This is a genomic window from Vibrio sp. SCSIO 43009, assembly GCF_023716525.1.
Taxonomy (GTDB): Bacteria; Pseudomonadota; Gammaproteobacteria; order Enterobacterales; family Vibrionaceae; genus Vibrio; species Vibrio alginolyticus.
Window position 1 is genome coordinate 834,629 of the sequence record NZ_CP071843.1, and the last position, 23,114, is coordinate 857,742.

The window sequence follows — 23,114 nt, forward strand, 5'->3', positions numbered from 1 at the left end:
CGAGTGTGTTTGTTATTCTTTTGTAAACTTCATGTTTAACATCAATTGGAGGGGCTTTCAAACACTAAGTGCTATATAAAAATGAGCCATCCAAGCGGCTTTAAGAAACAGAGTGTAGAGAGTCGTACTTGGTAGTGCTAAAGGAGATTAAAACAACAGAAATAGTAAGTTCTGTTTAATTGATAACATCACGAGCTAGTACAGATTAGTAAATAAGAAAGAAAGCGAGCACCAGGCTCGCTTTTTCGCTCTGTTACGAATAACTGAGTAGGTTTATTTTACGTAGACACGAGGGTTCGCGCTTCCCCAAACCGTGTATAGTTCAGGGAAGATGACTTCTGCGTGTTTTTCCATCTCAGTAGCTGAAATCGTTTTGCCTTGTTGGGAGCCAAACAAAACAACTTCAGAACCAGGCTCAACATCTTTTATACCTGTAACATCTACCATTGTGGTGTTCATTGAAGCAACGCCCGCAACTTTTGCACGTTGGCCATTGATCAGAACTTCTGCTGTATTCCCCATTTTTCGTGGATAACCATCAGAGTAACCAACAGGAATGTTCGCCATTAAGCTTTCTTTGCTTGTTGTGTAGCTGCTGTCGTAACCGACTGTGCTATTTTTTGGCAGGTGGTGAACGGATGCCACGCGTGTTTTGAAAGACACGATAGAAGGGTACTCAGGGTTAGTTGGTAAGTCTCCGTATAAAACGCCACCAGGACGAACCATATCAAGCTGGGCCTCAGGAACATTAAGCGCGGTGTAAGAGTTTGCTACGTGCAGTAAAATGTTGTCGCGTTTTAGATTCGCTTCTTTAATCAGCCATGCAGAACTGTCTTTGAATGAAGCTAACTTTTGGCGCACGTCGTCTGCATTGTAGTTAGGGAAATGAGTCATGATACCAACAATATTAACGCCAGCTTGTTGAGCGATTTCTAGCGCTTCTTTCTTGCCCGCTTCTGTCGTCATATCAACACCATTACGCCCCATACCACCGTCGTTCAGAGCAAGGTGAACTTTGATTTCTTTACCAGCTTTCTCGGCTAGTTTAGACAGTGCTTTAGCTTGCTCTGCTGTGCCTATCAACTCTTCGACATTTAGGTCGATTACGGCTTCAATCTCGCCAATATCCGCTGAGCGTACACGCATAAGTTGGCCTTTAAAGCCACTGTCGCGAACAGTTTGTGCTTCGGCGTTACTTGCAACGGCAACGCAAGGAATTTGTTGCTCGATAATAGTCGGCATCAGGCCTGCGATACCATTACCGTATGCGTCGGCTTTCATCACGGCGCAGATTTTCGTTTTGCCATCCATGTGCGATTTAAACTGCTCAATATTATCGCGGAACTGACCTAAGTTTATTTCTAGCCAAGCGTTAGCACCTTGAACTTGCTCTGCTTTTGCTGCTGTATTGCTAATTTGAAGAGGAGCAGCAGTAGCTTGCATTACAGGAATCGCGATTGCAGCAGCGATAGTCAGTGATAGTAAGGTTTTATTTAAGCGCATAAAGTCTCCGTACGCGTTTTTTGTATTGGTTATGTTATTGAGTACTTGGGGAAAGTACCTGACGAAGTAAAACGCTCCAAGTGGTGCTTTGGAGCGTTTATTAAGATAGTGATTTAATATATACCTAAATATACCTCAGTGATGACATTCAATTTAAGCAAATCGGGATTGATTTGATATCTACTAAGGTATCCACTGAGTTTAACTCAGTTTAAAGCGGCTCATTACATCTTTAAGAGAAATGGATAGCTGGCTTAGTTCGCGGCACGCCTGTGCGGTTTGCTCCGAACCTTGCGAGACTTCTTGAGATGCCAAATGTATGTTTTCAATGCTGCGGTTAAGCTCTTCCGCAACAGAGTCTTGCTGGTTACAAGCCGTGGCGATTTGGGTACCCATGTCTGAGATGTCCGAAATCGAATGCTCAATGTCGCTCATCAGCTGTTTTGATTGAATGCCTTGTTCTGCACATTCTGAGATACTGGTTCTAGAAAGTTCAGTGGCTGATTTTGCGTCTTTTGCAAGTGATTGTAGCTGCTCAATGATCGAAGTGATTTCACTCGTTGAATCTTGCGTACGGCCGGCAAGAGTTCGAACTTCGTCTGCAACGACGGCAAAGCCACGACCAGACTCACCAGCACGCGCCGCTTCAATGGCTGCATTAAGTGCAAGTAGGTTGGTTTGATCGGCAATGTCGCGGATAACATCCACGATCACGTTAATTTTATTCGATTGCTGTTCAAGCTCTGCTACGGTATCGCCTGCAGCGCCAATTACGTTTGAAACTTCTTGAATCGCGTCAACCATACCTTGGGTTTCACGAACACCGTGTTGTGTGCGTCGGTTTGCTTCGTTAGCTTGGTTCGCTGAGTCTTCAGTGTTACGAGCAACATCGGCTACGGCCGCTTTCATTTCTGTCATTGCTGTTGCGATGTGCGTAATTTGCAGCTGTTGATCTTTCATACCAGACGCAGAAATATCGGAGATTTGGTTCATCTCTTCGACAGCGCTGCTTAACTGAGTAACTGCAGCAATCACGTTATCGATAACTTGGCGTAAGTCATCTTGCATCTTAGTGGTCGCGTCTGCCAGTTCACCAAGCTCGTCATTGCCGATTGCTTTACGGTCAATGTCACTTGATAGATCACCTGTCGCGATGGCATTTGCTTGCTCAACAACAAGTTTAAGTGGGCCACAAATTAGGCGAGTCAGCACGTATGTCATGCCTACCATGATCAGTAGAATAATCACGTTACTTGCAATTGAAGAATTACTCAATCCATTTACAGAGGACAGGATGTGAGTTTTGTTGCTGTCCATAGCTTCTTTAAGGAGACGGATTAGTTCGCCTAACTCTGAGTCAACCGCTTCGAAAGCAGACAAAGAGTTCGCCAAAATAGGGTGGGCCTTGCTTTTGTCGTTAGCTAGCATCGCTTCATTGTACTGGTCCATAGTAACCAAGTACTTTTTCCATTGACGCATAAGACGCTGGTAAGTTTGCTGCTCTTCGCCAGGCCAGATAGTTTCACCGTAAGCGTTGAGCTCTCTAGTGATCTTTTCGCGTTCTCTAATATTGTTAGAAATTTTAGTTTTGACTTGGTCTGCGTCTTCATAAGTGTACGCAGCAAATTGAGCTCGGCGCCAACGAGACAAGTGATCTCGAATCGAATCGACCCTTTCCATTGCAGGAAGCGTATCATCGGTATAGTTTAAAAGCTCAGATTTGATGCTTTTGAGCTCTGTAGATAAAAACACACCAAATGCAATGTTGACGATGGCAATGAGTAAAAACGATAGCGATATCTTTTTCGCTATAGAAAGATTCTTGATAGACATTAGTGATATACCTTGTTTTTCTTATGTTGTGTCGCCAAAGTAAACCACATCCTTATATGTGACATATGTCCATTAAATTACTGCAACTCGTGTAACGTACCATTATTTATTGATATTTTCGATAATGAATTGAGCTTTGTTTGAAAATAAAAAAAGTCAATGATTTTATAAAGGTACGACCACATTCGATATAAAGTTATCGGTAACAAAATATGATGTTCTGTACGCAGTCGTGCCAAGAGTAGGGAATCAAGTTGTTACAGATGTTACAACGATGAAAAGATCAGCGTTCATAACTTGATAGTCGCGTGTTTACCTCGAAGCAGTTACGGACACTAGTATGCGTATGACTTCATAGCTAATGAAAGGAAACGGGTGCTTATTGGTCTAATTGAATGCCAAACGTACTAGTCAGATCGCTTTTTAAGCACTTAAATCAAAAAGATAAAATTTATTGTTGACCAGATAAATTAATCCGTTAAAGTACGCCTCGTTCTCACGGCAAAGGTCGCTGAGACAGATGGTGTCTAACCCATCGCATGATTGCGTTGCCCTGGTGGTGGAATTGGTAGACACAAGGGATTTAAAATCCCTCGGCGTTCGCGCTGTGCCGGTTCAAGTCCGGCCCGGGGCACCATCAAAATCTTTGGTGACAGAGATACAAAATCAGAAAGGCGCCTTGGCAGAGTGGCTATGCAGCGGATTGCAAATCCGTGGACCTCGGTTCGACTCCGGGAGGCGCCTCCACTATTTCGAAAGCCAGTCTTAAATGACTGGCTTTTTTCGTTTTTAGTCTGCCTTTGCGCTTTCCTAAAGTCTCCCATGTTTTGATCACCATTCAATATTTTTAACGCGCTACTCATTGATTTTATAAATGTTAGGCAACTCAATAATTGTACAGTGTGATTGGTGATAGTTTCTCTTCGATTGTAATCCGAACTTTTTGTATTACAGGCAGCAGCCTAGCTAGCGTCATAGTTAGTATCGCTTGGTGCGTATATGCAGAAAGGAGGATTCTAGTCCTTAACGTGAGAGAAAAATAATGAAAACATTCAACCTTAAACCTACACTTTTACCCTTAACTTTGCTGCTCAGCTCGCCTGTAATGGCGGCACAAAATGGCACCATGATGCAGTATTTCCATTGGTATGTGCCAAATGACGGTGCACTCTGGACACAAGTTGAAAACAACGCGTCGGCACTATCTGACAACGGCTTTACTGCGTTATGGTTGCCGCCCGCCTATAAAGGTGCTGGTGGTAGCAACGACGTCGGTTATGGCGTTTATGATATGTACGATTTGGGAGAGTTTGATCAAAAAGGTTCGGTGCGCACCAAGTATGGCACCAAAGATCAGTACCTAAGCGCCATCAATGCTGCCCATAAAAACAATATCCAGATTTATGGCGATGTGGTGTTCAACCATCGCGGTGGTGCGGATGGAAAGTCTTGGGTTGATACCAAGCGCGTAGATTGGAACAACCGAAATATTGAACTTGGTGATAAATGGATTGAAGCGTGGGTAGAGTTTGATTTCCCTGGGCGCAACGACAAGTACTCAAACTTTCATTGGACGTGGTACCACTTTGATGGCGTGGATTGGGACGATGCTGGCGAAGAAAAAGCTATCTTCAAATTCAAAGGCGAGGGTAAGGCATGGGATTGGGAAGTGAGCTCGGAAAAAGGCAACTACGATTACCTTATGTACGCTGACCTAGACATGGATCACCCTGAAGTGAAGCAAGAGCTGAAAGACTGGGGTGAGTGGTATATCAACATGACTGGTGTTGATGGGTTTAGAATGGACGCGGTGAAGCACATCAAATATCAATACCTGCAAGAATGGATTGATCACCTACGTTGGAAAACAGGGAAAGAACTTTTCACGGTCGGAGAGTACTGGAACTACGATGTGAATCAGCTGCATAACTTTATCACCAAAACTTCTGGCAGCATGTCTCTATTCGACGCACCGTTACATATGAACTTCTACAATGCGTCTAAATCGGGTGGTAGCTACGATATGCGTCAAATCATGGATGGTACGCTGATGAAGGACAATCCAGTCAAAGCGGTAACCTTAGTAGAAAACCATGATACTCAACCTTTGCAGGCTTTGGAGTCGACGGTTGATTGGTGGTTTAAGCCGCTCGCTTACGCATTTATCTTATTGCGTGAAGAAGGTTATCCATCCGTGTTTTATGCAGATTACTACGGCGCGCAGTACAGTGATAAAGGGCATGACATCAATATGGTCAAAGTGCCTTACATTAAAGAGCTAGTAACACTGCGTAAAGATTATGCGTATGGCAAACAACATTCTTATCTCGACCACTGGGACGTAATTGGTTGGACTCGAGAAGGTGATGCAAATCATCCACATTCAATGGCCGTGATCATGAGTGATGGACCTGGCGGCTCGAAGTGGATGTATACGGGTAAACCAAGTGCTCGCTACGTAGACAAGTTGGGTATCCGAACTGAAGAAGTTTGGACTGATGCGAATGGTTGGGCTGAGTTCCCAGTAAACGGCGGATCTGTCTCGGTTTGGGTTGGCGTTGAATAATCCATTCCTGTGATTTTGATACAGAGTAGGCAATTCTTAATAAAACTTTTCAATGAATCAATGTGTTATTTGATATTCATTCGACAAATGAGTAACTTATATTTGAGCATAATCTAGAGGAAGATAAAGAATGGAATCTATTGCTGATGTATTGGTTGTGGCTATTGTGTTCGGTGCCATATTTGGGGGCGGGATAATAAAGTTAATCTTGAACCATCGTAAAGAAGTAAGAGCGTTGGAGATATCTGAACGTAATACGATGAGCCGAGAAGAACAAGATAACCTTAACAAGCAAATTGGTGACTTGAAGCGACGTGTTGAAGTGTTAGAGCGAATTGTCACAGATAACAAATATCAACTTGAAAAAGAAATTGCCTCTCTGTAGATCACCACTTAATCGTAAAGCCGGCGAAGTCCGGCTTTTTCGTGTCTATACTTCATACCTTTCGGATGTTTAACTCAACGTTCATCAAAAAAGTCTTTGTCGCGAATGTATTTACTCATAAAGTGATAAGAGAACGGTCGCATTAACCAACTAAATAAGGAGCGCCCAAGCCGTATGAGCGTTGGGGTGTTCTCGTATATTCTCCCGTTATATAACCATAGCATTTTGCCTACATGCCAATACAAAAAAGGTACGGGCGGCATAAAGGTCACGATGTCGATGTCGCAACAAATCCTGTATGTTTTGTGCCCCAAACGGTAGCGTTTCTTAAACGTCCAATCCCCGACAGCGGGCTGTCCGAAAGTGACCACGCGTTTAATGCTTTTTGGGTATTTTTTCTCAATATAGTCAGCAAAAACACTGCCAATCGCGCCACCTGAAGAGTGGCCAGTAATAGTGATTCTTTTCCCCCTGAGAATAAGTGGTACAACGATACCTTCGAGGCGTTCGATCACGGTCAACCCTAACCGATCTTCATTCCGGCTCGGTAAACTTTCTTGGAACAACAGATGATAGAAACCTGCGTGAATGCGATAGTTTAGTCCCAACCTTCGACAGCTTCTCGTCCACATCGCGAAGTTCAACAACCAATCACTGATACTGTGTGAGCCTTTAATCACTACGACCACTTCACTCTGTTTTTTACTCCAGAGCACGCGAATCATAATCTTACCGTGTTCATTTCTAATGACTCGTTGCCCATTAGGATCGAATCCATATTGAGTTTGTCTGAAGACGCGAGGGTAGGCGAGATTACAAAGCACCGCATAGCGCTCGTATTGGTATCGTTTTAATGGTTTCACGTTAACTTTCTTAGTGGAGCCTAACGGTTGACTGTAATTAATGAATATTAAAAATACGTGAACCTTGATTTAGGGTCGGTAGAGATTCTGTGTATTGGTATCGCGAATGAAAGACTCAAACTGGCTTAAATGCGTCAAGATGGTTTGGCGAGAGAGTTCATGATGTTCGCTAAGCACGTTAATTAGCTTTTTCAAAGCCTTACGATCTTGTTTATTGAGATTTGCTGTCTCTTTGAGTTGTGCGAAAAATTCAATTTGACTTGAAGTGTCGTTAAAGTCACCGAGTTTATCTTGCAATAGTTTTAGTTGTTTCACGTTGTTTTTGTGCTGTTGGGAAGGGTAGAGCGTGGAAAACCCTTCCAACAAATAACGCAGCGCTTTGCACTTTATCCGCATCGAATGAATCACGCTGTCACGACTTTTGTCCGAGATCTTGCGTCGTGCTTTATCAACTTTTTTAAATTGATCGGAGATTTTTTGGCTTGCGAAGAGTAACGCAGGTACGTTGCTATCCACTCGTTCGTGTTGCGTACTTCGCAGCAGACTATTCCTGACCAAAGTGCAGTGCGTTGTGTATTCTTCTGTAGCTAGCCAACGCGTAACTTTTGCCTGTTCGTAAGCACGTTCGGCTTCGATAAAGCCAAAAAGCTGCTCAAGAGACGATTTGTGATTTGGGAGCATTTCAATGTATTGGTTTTTGTCCAAGATAAATACGTCCAAATCACGCAGCTTATTTGTTTTCTTCATCATTATTTTTAAATGAGGTTTCAAAATACGCTGTTCAAAAGGAGGGATCAGTTCGCGAAGTAGTAAGCATAGTGAGCGTATGCGCCTTAGTGTGACGCGATACTGGTGAGTATATTCAGGATCCAAGTCTTCGATGACTCCCAGCTCCAGAGAGCGTGCATAATCAAATTCACTAAGGAAGAAGTAGGGCACTACGAAGTCGAGTTCGGAATCAGTATGTAGCGGTAATTGAAATGATGACTTTCGAAACATGATAAGCGCTTATTTGTCCCCTGCAGTACGAGTTAAGTTTATACGCATACTGCCAATTTGTGCGACTTGTCGATTCCTCATTGACATGAAGTGATGAAGCAAAGTAAACGAGAGCAAAGCATGCTGATGTTCTTGTGAGCAAAATGATCGCCCTTTGTTCGTTTGAGTTGGCTTTTTAACCATTTGAATAAAAGAGACTAATTTTTTGTTGACCAGATAAATTAATCCGTTAAAGTACGCCTCGTTCTCACGGCAAAGGCCGCAGAGACAGATGGTGTCTAACCCATCGCATAATTGCGTTGCCCTGGTGGTGGAATTGGTAGACACAAGGGATTTAAAATCCCTCGGCGTTCGCGCTGTGCCGGTTCAAGTCCGGCCCGGGGCACCATCAAAATCTTTGGTGACAGAGATACAAAATCAGAAAGGCGCCTTGGCAGAGTGGCTATGCAGCGGATTGCAAATCCGTGGACCTCGGTTCGACTCCGGGAGGCGCCTCCATTCTTTTACTTGTCCATGAGTTCCGATAGTAACCTGTAGGATCTCAACTTCTCAGATTGTTCAAACACCATCGTGTTTACCATAATTTCATCTGCCCCAGTGCGTTCCAAAAGTTTCTCAATTTTCTGTCTTACATATGTTTGATCACCATGGATAGATTCACGTAATTGAGTTTCAACGTGAAGCTTTTCCTGTGCTGACCATAGTGGTGCCATACTTTTCACTGGTGCGCGAAGTTTTTCGCGATTGCCGCGAATCATTTTTAAGAATTTTTGCTTCTCTGTTGTCGCGAGAAAATCTGCATGTGACTGAGTATCCGCTACGATAACGTTGGCACAAATCATCACATAGGGTTGAGCTAAATGCTCGGATGGGACAAACTCATCTCGATAAAAGTTTAGAGCACGAGACATTGCATCTGGAGCAAAGTGTGCAGCAAATGCGAAAGGTAAGCCTCTCTTAGCTGCTAAACGTGCGCTGTATGTACTCGACCCCAGAAGCCAAATCGGCAGAGATGTGTTGTTACCTGGATAAGCCGCGACTGGTTGATTTCGAGATACGGGACCAAGAAAGAAATTAAGTTCCTCCAACAGCTCTTCAAAGTCAGGATCCATATGCTCTGGTTCCCGCCTTAATGCATGCATTGTTTGGTAGTCGGTGCCTGGTGCGCGTCCTAATCCGAGGTCAATACGACCAGGGTATAATGCCTCTAACGTTCCGAATTGCTCTGCAATAACTAGTGGTGCATGGTTAGGTAACATGATTCCACCTGATCCTAAACGGATCGAGTTCGTGTGCGCTCCAATATGACTGAGTAATACACTGGTTGCGGCACTGGCGATGTCGGGCATGTTATGGTGTTCAGCCATCCAAAACCGATGATAGCCCCAGGACTCGATTGATTGAGCTAATTCAACGGAGCGTTCGAACGTTTCGGTGAAGTTTGTTCCGTCGGACACGGGTGCCAAATCCAGAACAGATAAACGAGGAAAAGACATAGGATAGTTATAGCCTGTTAATGAATCTTAACTATCATATGGTGGTGAAAGTTGACGTTTAAAAGGGGAGGATTAACCATTCACAATGGATTATTTTTCTTCAATGCCTGGAGAGCGTTTAGCTTACGAGTTTAGCTTTTGCTATGTGATAAAAGCGGCTTTATTACTGTAAGTGGCCACAGTGGTCGATGTCGTTGAATATTCGCATGTAGAACGTTTCCACAGCTACTTTAGATTAAAACATAGGCCTCTTTAACAGCGAACTGCTGTTGTCGACAATAGTGAACGAGCTAGCTTTAGAACGTTTTGACTGATACATAGACTTGTCTGCCGCTGTTAATAATTCATGTACATTCGACCCATGCTCAGGATAGAGTGCAATACCAATGCTAGCTCCGACGCATAACTCTTTACCTTTAAAATGAATTACTTTTTCTATTTCTTGGATATAACGTAGTGCACATGCAGACAGAGACGTACCTGTTGTGTGTGAACGATGAATAATAATAAATTCATCTCCACCAAAGCGGCCTACCATGTCTGATTCGTCGATAATACTTGATAATCTACTAGCTACAGATTTTAACACTGCATCACCTGCCTCATGGCCATGGCTATCGTTAATATCCTTAAATAAATTTAAATCTATAAAAAACAAACTAAAACTATTCTCATTGCCTCTGAAATTACGCGTAAGCTGGATCAAATGTTTTTCTATTGCTCGACGATTGTAGATATTAGTTAAGGAGTCGTGCTCAGACAAAAATACCAAACTTTCTTTTTGACGATTTAGAACTGAAGTTTGATTCTCTACTTCTTCTTTAAGTTTTGATTTTGATATTGTTGTGTGGTTTAACAATGCCGCCATTTTATTGAAGTAACAAGACAGATTTTCAAATTCCGTGAATTGATTTTCTGAAGGGATTTTATAGTCAAAATTTGACCTGCTTAATTGTTTTATTCCATTTATAAACCTTTGAAAGCTTCTCTTGAACTTTATTTTTATATAAAAACACAATAGCATAACAACCAGAGAGATAAAAATAATACCTGCTTGAGTGTAATAATTTAAATTTTGTAGTTTTGTAGACTTATTATTAAGTATTTTTTTATAAATATATATTATTTCATTATTCATATCCTGGGATACAATATTTATTCTGGATTGTATGGCAGGATTTGATTTATTATCATTTACGACTGAATCATTATGGCGATCTTTTTCTAGTAAATGATTATTTTCATATTGAACTAAAAAATACAGTTCGAGATTCATTTTTTTTAGGTCTTTAGTAAGGTATAAAACATCTTCATTTTGAGATAATAATTCGTTTAATTTGTTATGAGAAATCATGAATTGTGTGAAATTGTTTTTTCCCCTATTTTGAGTGTAAGCCCAAAGATAACTACTTAATGACTCTAATGATATTTGTATGTCCATTATTTGGTTTAATTGTTTCTTGGCTTTATAATCTTCTATTTTTATGAAGCTTATGTATACTATAACGCTGATACATAGTATTACGCTTAGACTGAATAGTGATGCTAAATAGTGGTTTAACGAACGATGCATTTTAATCTAGACCATCAAAATATGAATTGATATAGTTTTCTTTAAATATTTTTCTGTAATTTGGAATCTGTCCTTCTACATAGTTTTGTTTTAATGCCCAATTAGCTTCTGATTGTAATGTAAATAATAAAGAATTCGTTAAATTTAATCGAAAGTTATAATCATCCCAGCTCCAAGATATTTCTTCAACTGTTGTGTTAAGTTTTTGTGATAGTATTTTCATTGTTAAATGAGGGTTTTTATCCATCCAGTTAATTGAGTGATGAAGTGACTTTATTATTTTCATTACTTCTTGATCTGATTTTTCAATGTGTATTTCTTTTGATACAAGCAAAAAGTAAAGTTTATACACGCCAATAATTCCTATGTTCTTTACTTCTTCATTTATTCTATTCTTGGCCATAAATCCGTATGGCTCCCAAGTAGATATTGCATCGACGTTTCCTTGCATTAAATGATTTATAATAACCTGCGTTGTTGATGATATTTTTTCTACTTTTTCTAAATCAATGTCATTTACCTGTAGCAACAAGTCTAAGTAATATTCGCTAGCGCTCTTTTTTATTACACCAACCTTTTTTCCTGGTAATTTATCTATACTTTCTATGCCAGACCGCTTTTTAGTTAGCAGCTTAATATCATTCGTAGAAGATGCAAAAGAAGTGATTAATGCTAAATCTTTGTATTCAAAGCTTTTAAACATCAGTACGCTTTCAGAAAAAGTGGCGTAATTAACATGGTTTTCTAGAAGTAGGTTTGAACATTCGACCCCTCCAAAGCACATGATAAGTTCGACGTTTAAATCGTTTTCTTCAAACGCACCTATGTGCTCTGCAATGATAAAAGGGGCTGACAGAGGCGTCTTAGATATACCGATTGTTGTAGGTTTGTGGATAGCATTTGATACCGTTGTTAACTTTAAATAAGCAACTACTAATGCAGAAAGAACTAAAATTATGATAACTGTAGAAATCTGTTTTGTATCCATCAAAAACAACTCCCTTCATAATAGTAGTAATTAATCTATCAGTTAAATGAGTGTAGTTGCTTATTGGGTTGATGCTAGGAGAGGAGGGGATTTATTTGTATCGTGCCAAATTTATGAGTACCTAGGGGTAATTTCGGTAACTGGCTTAGATATAAAGAATTTATCTTTAGTTAGTTCAAGTTGTAGCAAATGACTGATTTCATAACATGATGATTTATGGAGAGATATCAACTTTTTAAGTTGAAAAATTGTACTCCATTTTTGCCATTTTTCTTTATCTCATACATTGCGTGATCGGCTTTTTGATACACTTCATTAAACGGTTGCTTTCCTTTGTTAAAGAGACAAACACCGATACTCATTCCTATCGTTACTTTATGTAAGTCTTGATTTATCGCTGGAATGATTGAATCTAAGAGTTGATTGCAAAGTTGGGATATTTCCTCTCGACTTGAATGCCAGTTTAAGATAACAAATTCATCGCCTCCTATGCGTCCAACTTGAGACTTGCTTGACGCAAGCTCTGTTAAGCTATTGGCGATATTGATGAGGAGGGTGTCGCCAGTATGATGGCCTAGCTGGTCGTTAACTGCTTTAAAATTATCTATATCAACAAACACTAAAGCAGACTGCTGAGACGGTTCGGTTTGAGGTTGATGATTAAAGTTTTCCTCAATTGCTTTTCTATTTAACAATCCAGTCAATGGATCACTCGAAGCCAACTTGGCCAGTTGCTGCTCATAACGCTTTTCTTTTGTAATATCGATATGAGTACCCATCATCCGTAGTGGTTCGCCATCAGAACCATACTCGACGATGCGCCCTCGATCGTAGACCCAACTATCACTGCCGTCTTTATGAATCATGCGATGAACTACCTCATAAAGGTCGGTTTTGCCAGCTAGGTGATCTTCAAATGCACCCACCGCAAGATCATAATCTTCAGGGTGGAGATTGTTTTTCCACGTTTCAACCGTCGCGGTTAACTCATGGGGCTGATAACCTAGCATTTTGCCCCACTGCATATTGAATATCGTCAAAGTACCTGAAGGAATATGCTGCTCCCACAAACACAGTCCATTACTGTCGAGTGCAGCATTCAACTTTTCTTGTAGTCGCGCATTCTTCCGCTTCAGCTCTTCATTTTCTTTTTCTAAGCAGGCAATTCGAGTTAGATATTCTTCCATTTTGCGCATAATTTACGTCGTTTTCGGAGCGACAATATACGAAAAATACTTTGCAATTTCTATGATTGAGCTTGGAGATATAAATATTGAATATGCGGTAAATAATAAAGAATCGGTGATGTTACTTAAGAGCAGCAAAGTAAATGCTTGGAAAACAAAGAAGGAAATAGGGGGTAAGCGAGGGGCTCTCCTGGTGCAAAGTCTTAAATGGAGGCCTTTGCACCGGGACTACTGAGGGCTAGCGGTTTAGTGCACCACAACGCTCAGGTTGGTATGTGATATCGACAATTTCAATTGTCTTCACTTGATTATTTGGCATTGGCCATTCAAGTTTTTGGCCGACAGACAAACCGATCAGTGCGCTGCCTACGGGCGCAAAAATAGAGATATCATCACTGCTTTTCAGTTCAGAAGGGTAAACCAGTGTCTTTGTCATGGTTCTATCTTCACCTGAAAATTTAAACTCTACAGTCGAGTTCATCGTGACCACGTTATCTGGCATTTGTTCTGGCTCAAGAACTGTTGCTCGGTCGAGCTCTGCTTCTAATTCCACAAGCTCCGCTGCGATGTTTGGCATTTTATCCAACAAGGCCGTGATTCGGTTCATATCTAAGCTTGAGATGTAGATAGAATTGTTTTCTGGCATTTTATGACTCCCAAATAAAAGGCCGCCTCACAAAAATGGGACGGCACTCTATATGTCAATTACGGTATCAATCATATGGACGCTATTCCATATGAACTAAACCCGATTTTAGTCTTTATAGTGCGACTTAGCTAGTAAAAAATTTTTGTTGTGAAGCTTGATTTTTCTAAATCTTTCAATCACTTCAGATATTGTTCTCTGATCACCTTGAAACGGTGAAGTCAAGTGAGTGCGTCGTTTAGAAGCAAAACAGGATTTATCGTAGGTGTGCTCGGTTTCGATGGTCAGCCTTACTTCATAAAGCAAAACGGTATAGTCCGTTGCTAGCATGGCTTCGGTTATCTCAGTTTGTTAAAACTACCAATATCCGTTAATAAATTACTTTTTATTTCGCAATAGTCAGATAAATACGTTCATCTACCCCTTTAGGGTAGTTTGAAATTGTAATTGATTTACATCATGTATTAATTTTCTTTCACAATTAACAATGAGCTCAGTGATAAGAACCTAACCCTTAGGAATTATAATGAGCAAGTTGAAGCTAGTAGTCATCGGTAACGGTATGGTAGGGCACCGTTATATTGAAGACTTAGTCGAGAAAGCTGATATGTCTAATATAGACATTACGGTTTTCTGTGAAGAACCTCGTGTCGCATACGACCGTGTGCACCTTTCCTCTTACTTTTCTCACCATACTGCAGATGAACTTTCTTTAGTAAAAGAAGGCTTCTACGAGAAACACGGTATTAACATGCTGATCGGCGAACGCGCGATTAACATCAACCGTGAAAACCGCATTGTTTACTCAAGCACTGGCCGTGAAGTTCAATACGACAAGCTGATTCTTGCTACTGGCTCATTCCCATTTGTTCCACCTATCAAAGGTCACGAAAGCAAAGACTGTTTTGTTTACCGTACTATCGAAGATCTTAAAGCGATCGAAGCGTGTGCGAAGAAGAGCAAATCAGGCGTTGTTGTCGGTGGTGGTCTGCTAGGCCTTGAAGCAGCTGGTGCATTGAAAGCACTGGGTGTAGAAACGCACGTTGTTGAGTTCGCACCGAAGCTAATGGCTGAGCAACTTGACCTTGCTGGTGGTAACCAACTTCGTCAAAAGATCGAGCGTATGGGCGTGAACGTTCACACCAGCAAAAACACGCTTGAGATTGCGCCAGAAGGCACAAACGCACGCAACGTTATGCGTTTTGCTGACGGTTCAGAGCTAGAAACAGACTTCATCGTATTCTCTGCAGGTATTCGTCCACAAGACAAACTAGCACGCCAAATGGAGCTAGAAGTGGCACCTCGTGGCGGTGTTGCTATTAACGACCACTGTCAGACTTCTGATGAGAACATCTACGCTATCGGTGAATGTGCGTCTTGGAACGAAATGTTCTACGGCCTTGTTGCTCCTGGCTACAAGATGGCGACAGTTGCCGTTGATCACCTACTAGGTAACACAGAAAGCAAATTCGAAGGCGCTGATATGTCTGCGAAGCTGAAACTTCTGGGTGTAAAAGTAGGTTCAATCGGTGACGCGAACGGTCGTACTGAAGGCTGTAAGAGTTACGTTTACCAGAACGAAGAACAAGAAGTTTACAAACGTCTTATCGTTTCTAAAGACAACAAGAAACTGCTTGGCGCGGTTATGGTTGGCGATACGTCTGACTACGGCGACCTGCTTCAACTTATGTTGAACGAAATCGACCTACCAGAACACCCGGATGCGTTGATCCTTCCTGCACACGCAGGCGCTGAGAAACCAGCACTAGGTGCAGACGCTCTACCAGAAAGCGCAGTGATCTGTTCTTGTTTCGACGTGACAAAAGGCAAGGTCGCACAAGCGGTCGCTAATGGTCACCACACGTTGGGCGACATCAAAGCAGTGACGGGCGCGGGTACAGGCTGTGGTGGTTGTATTCCTCTAGTGACCTCTGTTCTAAATGCTGAGCTTGCTAAATCTGGTATCGAAGTGAAGAACGACGTGTGTGAGCACTTTGCATACTCACGCCAAGAGCTGTTCCACCTAATCCGCATTGAAGAGATCAAAACGTTTGATGAGCTTCTAGAGAAATACGGCAAAGGTTACGGCTGTGAAGTTTGTAAACCACTGGCTGGTTCTATCTTGGCTTCTTGCTGGGGTGAGCACATTCTTAAGCCACAACTGGTTAAGCTGCACGACACGAACGATAACTTCCTAGGTAACATCCAAAAAGACGGTACTTACTCTGTTATCCCACGTATGGCGGGTGGCGAAGTAACACCTCAAGCACTGAGTGCACTAGCGAACGTTGCAGCAGAATACAACCTATACACCAAAGTAACCGGTGCTCAACGTATTGGTCTGTTTGGTGCTCAAAAAGACGATCTTCCAGAGATCTGGCGCAAGCTTATCGACGCTGGTTTCGAAACAGGTCAAGCGTACGCAAAAGCACTTCGTATGGCGAAGACATGTGTGGGCTCAACTTGGTGTCGTTACGGCGTTCAAGACTCTGTTGGTCTGGGTTCTTACATCGAGAACCGTTACAAAGGCATTCGTACACCTCATAAGATGAAGTTCGGTGTTTCTGGTTGTACTCGTGAGTGTGCGGAAGCACAAGGTAAAGACCTTGGCATCATCGCGACTGACGCAGGTTGGAACATGTACGTATGTGGTAACGGCGGCATGAAACCTCGTCACGCAGACCTACTTGCAAGTGACCTAGATAAAGAAACACTAATCAAGTACATCGACCGCTTCATGATGTTCTACATCCGTACTGCTGCGCCACTACAACGCACATCAGTTTGGATGGAAAACATGGAAGGTGGCGTTGACTACCTACGCGAAGTGATTGTTAACGACAAGCTTGGTATCAACTCTCAACTAGAGGCAGACGTAGCGAAGCTTGTAGACGAGTACGAGTGTGAGTGGACTGCGACCATCAACGACGAATCACAACTGACTCGTTTCGCGCACTTCATCAACTCTGACAAGCGCGATGACAACGTTGTGTTTGTACAAGAGCGTGAACAGCACCGCCCAGCAACCTTCACGGAAAAGCACCCTGAAGCGAAAGGCGACATCCTACACGTAGCGATCACTGAAGCATAAGGGAAGGTTGATTATGTCATTTGAAAAGATTTGCCAAATCAGCGACATCGTACCGGGCACAGGTGTTTGTGCACTGGTTGATGGTCAGCAAGTTGCGGTATTCCGCCCAACACAAGCAGAAGAAGTGCTGGCGATCAGCAACACAGACCCGTTCTTCCAATCAAACGTGCTTTCTCGCGGTTTGATCTGTGAGCACCAAGGCGAGCTTTGGGTGGCTAGCCCACTTAAGAAGCAACGCTTTAACCTGACAACAGGTGCGTGCATGGAAGACGAGCGTTTTAGCGTGAAAGCGTACAAAACCCGCGTAACCAACGGCGAAGTAGAAATCTCTGCGTAAGCTTGGTTTTCATTCCCTCCTCTTAGGGGGAGGGAATGAACTGAAACCTAGATTTAATAGACAAAGGCTTTCCAAGCATCAACTCAGGGGAACAGGGAAGCGAGGTGTTGTAGACAGCGTTCAGGTGTCAACGGGAAGCCTTTCTCTATTCAATCTTTAACTTTTTAACTTTCAATTTTGGATAAGGACACATTCATGTCTACTGATTTTAAGCCTGCAGAATTCGTGCAAACCATGATCAATGTTGGTGAAGCGAAAACCAATACAAGCACGCGAGATCTTCTGCTTCGCGGTACGATGGCTGGCGTTATTCTTTCGCTTGCGGTGGTGGTTGCTATTACCGCGATTGTACAAACGGGTATCGGCCTTGTAGGAGCACTTGTTTTCCCCGTTGGTTTCGTAATTCTAAGTGTGATGGGGTATGACCTAGTAACCGGTGTTTTTGGTCTAGCGCCTCTGGCTAAGTTTGCGAACCGTCCGGGCATCACTTGGGGTCGTATCTTCCGTTGTTGGGGTCTTGTAGGCTTGGGTAACCTTATCGGTTCTCTGATCGTTGCTTACCTAGTGGCTATCTCTCTAACAGGTAACTTTTCTCTAGAACTGAACGCAGTAGCGAAGAAATTTGTCGCTGTTTCTACCGCGCGTAGCCTTGGTTTTGAAAACATGGGTATGGACGGATGGATCACATGTTTCGTACGCGGCATCTTCTGTAACCTAATGGTGTGTCTAGGCGTTATCGGCAACATGACGGCACGTTCGGTGTCTGGTCGCGTAGCAATGATGTGGTTCCCAATCTTCATCTTCTTTGCGCTAGTATTTGAACACACCGTAGTAAACATGTTCCTATTCCCACTAGGTATGATTCTAGGTGCGGATTTTGGTATCGCGACTTGGTTGAACTTCAACCTTATCCCAACCATCCTAGGTAACATTGTTGGTGGTCTAGTAATGACTTGTATTCCACTGTACCTAACTCACGCTAAAACTGCGCCTTCTATCAATGCTGAAGAAGAAGTAAAAGCGCAACCTGCAATGGCTAAATAACCATTAACGGGTAATTCGCTTAATATGGTCCCGCTTCTGGATGGGCGGGACTATTCTCTAACTAGATTTCAATTTTTAACTTTCACTTTCGCGACATATTTTATTGATTTAGCTATAAAAAGTAATAACTCCTTAGAGTGGTTTTAGCCCTAAGTGCATAACGCGAGTGTTACTCTTTATATCTAAATTTTTCGATAGGCGTTGATATGACAACTGTTAACTCATCTTTAAACAGCGGCTTTGTTTCTCTTGTTGGTGCAGGTCCTGGTGATCCTGATTTACTCACAGTAAAAGGCTTAAAAGCCATTCAAGCGGCTGAAGTTGTTGTGTACGACCGATTGGTATCAAAAGAGATTCTTGAGTTGGCCCATGCATCAGCAGAGATGATTTATGTTGGGAAAAAGCTCGATTTTCACTGTGTACCTCAAGATCAAATCAACCAAATCTTGGTGCAGAAAGCGCAAGAAGGTAAACGCGTTGTGCGCCTAAAAGGTGGGGACTCATTTATCTTTGGCCGTGGTGGTGAAGAGCTAGAAGAGCTAGCGGAATTTGGTATCAAATACGAAGTGGTTCCGGGTATCACAGCAGCAGCGGGTGCAACGGCTTATGCTGGTATTCCATTAACGCACCGTGACCATGCTCAAAGTGTTCAATTTATCACTGGTCATGTACAAAAAGATGGTCGTGAAATTGAGTGGCATTCACTAGCTCAGTCTAATAACACGCTTGTATTCTACATGGGTTTGAAGCAAAGCGGCCATATTATGGATAAGCTGATCACACATGGGTTAGATCCTGAGATATCATGCGCCATTATTGAAAACGGTACGCGCCCAGAGCAGCGCGTGTTCCAAGGAAAGTTGAACGAGCTATCGATCATGGCAGAGCAAGCCGTGAGTCCAGCATTGATTGTGGTTGGCAGCGTGACTCAACTTCACAACAAGTTGGATTGGTTCGCAAAGTAATACTGCCCAGAAGTGACTATATTTTACAGGGGCTTTGTTGCCTCTGCATTTCTTGCTTACGCATAGGCATTTGATCAATGAGGTTGTTGATAAACGGCCAGTCTGTTTCTGCGCCCCAACGGTGCTTTTCTAGACCATCTTTACCAAGCAAAATAGCAGTATGAGAGCCTTTTTCGACCGCATAAAGACGAGCTAGCATTTTTAGGTCGAACTCTTCTTTAAGCCAAGCAGGAAAGGTATAACCTTGTTCTGTAATGACCAGTGTGACTACATCTCTGTCTTCCAACTCACACTCATTCATAAGTGTTTCTAGCAAGAATTGTTTGACGTATTCATCATTTTCCGGCGCAAAGTAGAGCACACTTCTATGTGGCCAGTATTTGGAGTGCGCTGGATAACCAAATGCTGTCGATGACAAGATACAAGAAAGCAGTATCACTAGTAACTTTCCGCCCATGACAGTTCCCCTAGAAACCCAAATAACTTTTTATACGTTAAGTTTAGTGGAATTGGCTCATTGTGCTTTTTCCAAAACTGGCATAGGGTAGGCAGCAAATAAATTGAGCGTAGAAATAGATGAGTTCGGAAAGCAAACAAAAAATCGCCATTTTGGTTGATGTACAGAATGTGTATTACACCTGTCGCGAAGCGTATCGAAGCAATTTTGATTACAACCAGTTTTGGTATGTCGCCACACAAGGGAAAGAGGTGGTAAGTGCTCGTGCTTATGCCATCGCGAGTAACGATCCAAAACAACGTCAGTTTCATCACATTTTACGCGGTGTTGGATTTGAGGTGATGCTTAAACCCTACATCCAGCGTCGTGATGGCAGCTCGAAAGGCGATTGGGATGTGGGTATTACTCTCGATGCAATTGAAATTGCTCCCGAAGTTGAGGAAGTGATTCTAGTTTCGGGAGATGGAGACTTTAGTCTGCTAGTAGAGAGAATTCAGCAGCGCTTCAATAAAACGGTGACCGTTTATGGTGTACCTAAACTTACATCTCAAACTCTGATTGATTGTGCCGACAATTTTGTCGCGATTGATGACGATTTCTTGCTGTAGTGAATAGTGCAATAAAGAAAGGCGAGTCACTCAGGCTGTACGAAACGTACAATGACTCGCCTCTAATTTATCCTTGATTTGGCTAGTTACGAAGGAATGATCATTTGCCCTAGCAAGTAACCCAAGCAACACGCACCAATCACGCCGATTAAGCCCACAGACATGAATGAGTGGTTGAAGTACCACTTACCAATCTTAGTTGTGCCCGAGGTATCGAAGTTCACAGTCGCGATATCTGAAGGGTAGTTTGGAATAAAGAAGTAGCCGTATACCGCTGGCATCAAGCCGATAAGCAGCGCAGGTTCCAAACCTAAGCCGAGACCAACAGGCAACATCATGCGAGCCGTTGCAGCTTGAGAGTTCACCACAACCGACACAATGAATAACGCAAGCGCGAATGTCCAAGGATAGTTGGTTACCATCTCTACGATGCCAGATTTAAATTGAGGCATAGCGTACTGGAAGTAGGTATCTGACATCCATGCAATACCGAAGATAGCAATCGCCGCCACCATACCAGATTTAAATACCACCCCATTTGGTACGTCGCGCGGGTCAGTTTTGGTCGCAAGCAAAATGATACCGCCGAAGCAGAGCATCATCATTTGAATCACAACTGCCATGCTGATTGGCTTCGAGCCATCTACGATGGTACGAATGTCTGGCCACATTGCGATAACGACGATAACCAAGATAGAAGCAATGAACAGCAATACAGAGTTACGAGCACTTGTTGGTAGTACTTCATCAAGAGACGTTGCAGTTGTGTTGAAGATTTTTTCTCTCCACACAGGATCTTTCAAACGCTCTTGGTATTCTTCATCGTCGTCTAGTTCTTTACCACGCTTTAGGCTGTAAAGTGACATCAACAACGTACCGAATAAGGTTGCAGGTACAGTAACGAGCAGAATTGAGAGCAGAGTGATCTCGTGTTGAATATCAGAGAGTTGCGCCAAGTAGTAAACTACGGCCGCTGAAATTGGTGATGCCGTGATTGCGATTTGAGAGGCGACAGAAGCGGCAGCCATAGGACGCTCAGGACGAATGCCGTTTTTAAGTGCAACGTCGCCAATGATTGGCATGATAGAGTAAACCGCGTGACCAGTACCAAGTAGGAAGGTCATAAAGTAAGTCACGAACGGAGCAATAAGGGTGACGCGTTTTGGGTTCTTACGAAGCACACGCTCGGCAACTTGCAGCATGTATTTCAAACCGCCAGCGGCTTCAAGAATGGAAGCACATGTTACCACCGCTAAAATGATCAACATGACGGTGACAGGAGGAGAGGTTGGCGGCATCTTAAAGATGAAGACTTCAATCACCAAGCCAATTCCGGATACGACCCCAAGGCCTATACCGCCATACCGTGAGCCGATATACAGCATCACGAGCAAAAACAGAAACTCAAGATACAACATGTTTAATTTCCTTATTAGAAACAGGGACTTCTATTGTTTCGATATTGAAGGAAAAAATACTTAGCCTTGTTCACATTCCGTTTTATAAGAAACAGCAATGTCCAATAATTGGGAATAACTCACGCTACACAGGGAAACTGTTAACACAGTTTTATCAGGGTGTTTTTATGCTGTGTATTTTTGCGATCATCTGAGCGTTAAATGCGAAGAGGTTTAAGAGTTTGTTGCTATTCATCGCATACGTAACCAGACCTTACAGCTTCACAGAACTCGGAAATACATTCATAACTAACCCTAAGAGTGCTTCTTTGTTATGAAAACGCAAAGGATAATAGTTTGCATTGCGATTGGTGCTTGGGTATAAAGGTGTCAGAGTGACTACACCAACAATAAGCCATCATGTCTGAGCAATTTTTCCCGCAACTGTTTCAAACTTCGAGTGAGATTACACCTTACCTACACGGTGATATCGGCGAGATAGGGCAAGAAGCTATCCATATCGAGAATGATATCAACCCGATCATCCAAGGCCTTTACCAGCAAATCTCGGAGGCTCATCCGGAAGCGGGAAAAGCATATTGGTTGACAAGAACGTGGGATTTACTTTGTTGGCAGCCAGTTTATGTCGCATTCATCTCTATTTACGGTTACCACACGTTGCCAAACATTCGCGAGATAGCGCAGCACCTCAAACCTTGTTTTGTTTCTGGGTACCGATTCGCCGACGAAGCGCATATACATGGCGAGCCAGAAGCGTTGATAAAAGAGGCGGGGCGTCAAATCCGAGAACTGTTCGACTTCTATCAACAAGAGATGAGTCAATGGACACGCATTCGTCCTGGCTTCACCCATCAATTGATGTCGGACGGAATCATGGCTTGTTTAATTCGTCTCCAACGGCGCTTTCCGCAAATGACTAACTCGACACTTCAGGAGCATGCGGTCTTGTGGCTAAGCGCAATGGGTTTGGATGTTGATAATAGCCGCTCACTTCATGAGACGGAATCTGATCAGCCGCTAAAGTTAGTAAGAAAAAGCTGTTGTTTAGTCTATAAGTGTGAAGGCAGAAAGCTTTGTGCAGATTGTCCTCGTTTAGAGGAAAATCGACAGCTTATGAGCAAGAAGGTGCTTAATTAACATTTATTTAACTTGTGT

Annotated in this window: 19 protein-coding genes and 4 tRNA genes; 12 read left to right on the top strand and 11 right to left on the bottom strand. The window is 42.7% G+C overall.

The window, feature by feature from the left end; all coding sequences use genetic code 11:
* Window positions 1–273: 273 nt before the first annotated feature.
* Both alr and J4N43_RS19355 read right to left on the bottom strand, forming a co-directional pair.
* Window positions 274–1,503 carry an alanine racemase gene (gene alr, locus J4N43_RS19350; protein WP_062730974.1) on the bottom strand — a complete coding sequence of 410 codons (1,230 nt, stop codon included), beginning with the start codon at window positions 1,501–1,503 and terminating at the stop codon, window positions 274–276.
* 201 nt (window positions 1,504–1,704) lie between these two features.
* Entirely contained in the window at window positions 1,705–3,336 is a 1,632-nt protein-coding gene (locus J4N43_RS19355) for a methyl-accepting chemotaxis protein (RefSeq protein ID WP_005375988.1), read from the bottom strand.
* 550 nt (window positions 3,337–3,886) lie between these two features.
* On the opposite strand from J4N43_RS19355, the gene J4N43_RS19360 reads away from it, so the two are divergent.
* From J4N43_RS19360 to J4N43_RS19375, 4 genes are all read left to right on the top strand, one after another.
* Window positions 3,887–3,973 (top strand) — tRNA-Leu (locus J4N43_RS19360).
* Window positions 3,974–4,009: 36 nt separating this feature from the next.
* Window positions 4,010–4,083 (top strand) — tRNA-Cys (locus tag J4N43_RS19365).
* A gap of 295 nt (window positions 4,084–4,378) precedes the next feature.
* Entirely contained in the window at window positions 4,379–5,902 is a 1,524-nt protein-coding gene (gene amyS, locus J4N43_RS19370) for an alpha-amylase (protein ID WP_053350850.1), read from the top strand.
* 130 nt (window positions 5,903–6,032) lie between these two features.
* The gene (locus J4N43_RS19375; protein ID WP_005375990.1) at window positions 6,033–6,287 is read left to right on the top strand and encodes a hypothetical protein; all 255 of its coding nucleotides are present in this window, start codon (window positions 6,033–6,035) and stop codon (window positions 6,285–6,287) included.
* A 74-nt stretch (window positions 6,288–6,361) separates the two neighbouring features.
* Here the strand turns inward: J4N43_RS19375 and J4N43_RS19380 are convergent, their stop codons facing one another.
* Entirely contained in the window at window positions 6,362–7,150 is a 789-nt protein-coding gene (locus tag J4N43_RS19380) for a lipase family protein (protein WP_005375991.1), read from the bottom strand.
* 69 nt (window positions 7,151–7,219) lie between these two features.
* The gene (locus tag J4N43_RS19385; protein ID WP_053350851.1) at window positions 7,220–8,149 is read right to left on the bottom strand and encodes a CHAD domain-containing protein; all 930 of its coding nucleotides are present in this window, start codon (window positions 8,147–8,149) and stop codon (window positions 7,220–7,222) included.
* Between the two features lie 301 nt (window positions 8,150–8,450).
* On the opposite strand from J4N43_RS19385, the gene J4N43_RS19390 reads away from it, so the two are divergent.
* Window positions 8,451–8,537, top strand: a tRNA-Leu gene (locus tag J4N43_RS19390).
* Window positions 8,538–8,573: 36 nt separating this feature from the next.
* Window positions 8,574–8,647 (top strand) — tRNA-Cys (locus tag J4N43_RS19395).
* Between the two features lie 5 nt (window positions 8,648–8,652).
* Here the strand turns inward: J4N43_RS19395 and J4N43_RS19400 are convergent.
* From J4N43_RS19400 to rnk, 5 genes are all read right to left on the bottom strand, one after another.
* The gene (locus tag J4N43_RS19400) at window positions 8,653–9,645 is read right to left on the bottom strand and encodes an LLM class flavin-dependent oxidoreductase (RefSeq protein ID WP_005376038.1); all 993 of its coding nucleotides are present in this window, start codon (window positions 9,643–9,645) and stop codon (window positions 8,653–8,655) included.
* Between the two features lie 235 nt (window positions 9,646–9,880).
* The gene (locus J4N43_RS19405; protein ID WP_252094204.1) at window positions 9,881–10,921 is read right to left on the bottom strand and encodes a diguanylate cyclase domain-containing protein; all 1,041 of its coding nucleotides are present in this window, start codon (window positions 10,919–10,921) and stop codon (window positions 9,881–9,883) included.
* 298 nt (window positions 10,922–11,219) lie between these two features.
* Window positions 11,220–12,206: an ABC transporter substrate-binding protein gene (locus tag J4N43_RS19410; RefSeq protein WP_005376042.1), complete on the bottom strand. Its 987-nt coding sequence runs from the start codon at window positions 12,204–12,206 to the stop codon at window positions 11,220–11,222.
* A 227-nt stretch (window positions 12,207–12,433) separates the two neighbouring features.
* On the bottom strand, window positions 12,434–13,393 hold the full coding sequence (locus J4N43_RS19415) for a GGDEF domain-containing protein (RefSeq protein ID WP_025767735.1): 960 nt from the start codon (window positions 13,391–13,393) through the stop codon (window positions 12,434–12,436).
* Window positions 13,394–13,631: 238 nt separating this feature from the next.
* Window positions 13,632–14,039, bottom strand: a complete 408-nt coding sequence (gene rnk, locus J4N43_RS19420; RefSeq protein WP_053349925.1) for a nucleoside diphosphate kinase regulator — start codon at window positions 14,037–14,039, stop codon at window positions 13,632–13,634.
* A 526-nt stretch (window positions 14,040–14,565) separates the two neighbouring features.
* Between rnk and nirB the strand changes: the two genes are divergently transcribed.
* From nirB to cobA, 4 genes are all read left to right on the top strand, one after another.
* Window positions 14,566–17,130: a nitrite reductase large subunit NirB gene (gene nirB, locus J4N43_RS19425; protein ID WP_053349924.1), complete on the top strand. Its 2,565-nt coding sequence runs from the start codon at window positions 14,566–14,568 to the stop codon at window positions 17,128–17,130.
* A 13-nt stretch (window positions 17,131–17,143) separates the two neighbouring features.
* Entirely contained in the window at window positions 17,144–17,467 is a 324-nt protein-coding gene (nirD, locus tag J4N43_RS19430; protein WP_005387969.1) for a nitrite reductase small subunit NirD, read from the top strand.
* A gap of 195 nt (window positions 17,468–17,662) precedes the next feature.
* Window positions 17,663–18,511, top strand: a complete 849-nt coding sequence (locus J4N43_RS19435) for a formate/nitrite transporter family protein (RefSeq protein ID WP_005387971.1) — start codon at window positions 17,663–17,665, stop codon at window positions 18,509–18,511.
* 206 nt (window positions 18,512–18,717) lie between these two features.
* Window positions 18,718–19,476, top strand: coding sequence for a uroporphyrinogen-III C-methyltransferase (cobA, locus tag J4N43_RS19440; protein WP_053349923.1), 759 nt, complete (start codon window positions 18,718–18,720; stop codon window positions 19,474–19,476).
* Window positions 19,477–19,492: 16 nt separating this feature from the next.
* Here cobA and J4N43_RS19445 read toward each other — a convergent pair whose 3' ends face one another.
* Window positions 19,493–19,933, bottom strand: a complete 441-nt coding sequence (locus J4N43_RS19445; protein ID WP_017820187.1) for a DUF4174 domain-containing protein — start codon at window positions 19,931–19,933, stop codon at window positions 19,493–19,495.
* 119 nt (window positions 19,934–20,052) lie between these two features.
* Between J4N43_RS19445 and J4N43_RS19450 the strand changes: the two genes are divergently transcribed.
* Window positions 20,053–20,541, top strand: a complete 489-nt coding sequence (locus J4N43_RS19450) for a LabA-like NYN domain-containing protein (RefSeq protein ID WP_005387978.1) — start codon at window positions 20,053–20,055, stop codon at window positions 20,539–20,541.
* Window positions 20,542–20,627: 86 nt separating this feature from the next.
* Here J4N43_RS19450 and J4N43_RS19455 read toward each other — a convergent pair whose 3' ends face one another.
* Window positions 20,628–21,959 (bottom strand): anaerobic C4-dicarboxylate transporter, encoded by a 1,332-nt coding sequence (locus J4N43_RS19455; protein ID WP_053349922.1) that lies wholly within the window; start codon window positions 21,957–21,959, stop codon window positions 20,628–20,630.
* Between the two features lie 399 nt (window positions 21,960–22,358).
* Here J4N43_RS19455 and J4N43_RS19460 point away from each other — a divergent pair, with 399 nt between their 5' ends.
* Window positions 22,359–23,096 carry a siderophore ferric iron reductase gene (locus J4N43_RS19460; RefSeq protein WP_053349921.1) on the top strand — a complete coding sequence of 246 codons (738 nt, stop codon included), beginning with the start codon at window positions 22,359–22,361 and terminating at the stop codon, window positions 23,094–23,096.
* The last annotated feature ends 18 nt before the right edge of the window (window positions 23,097–23,114 follow it).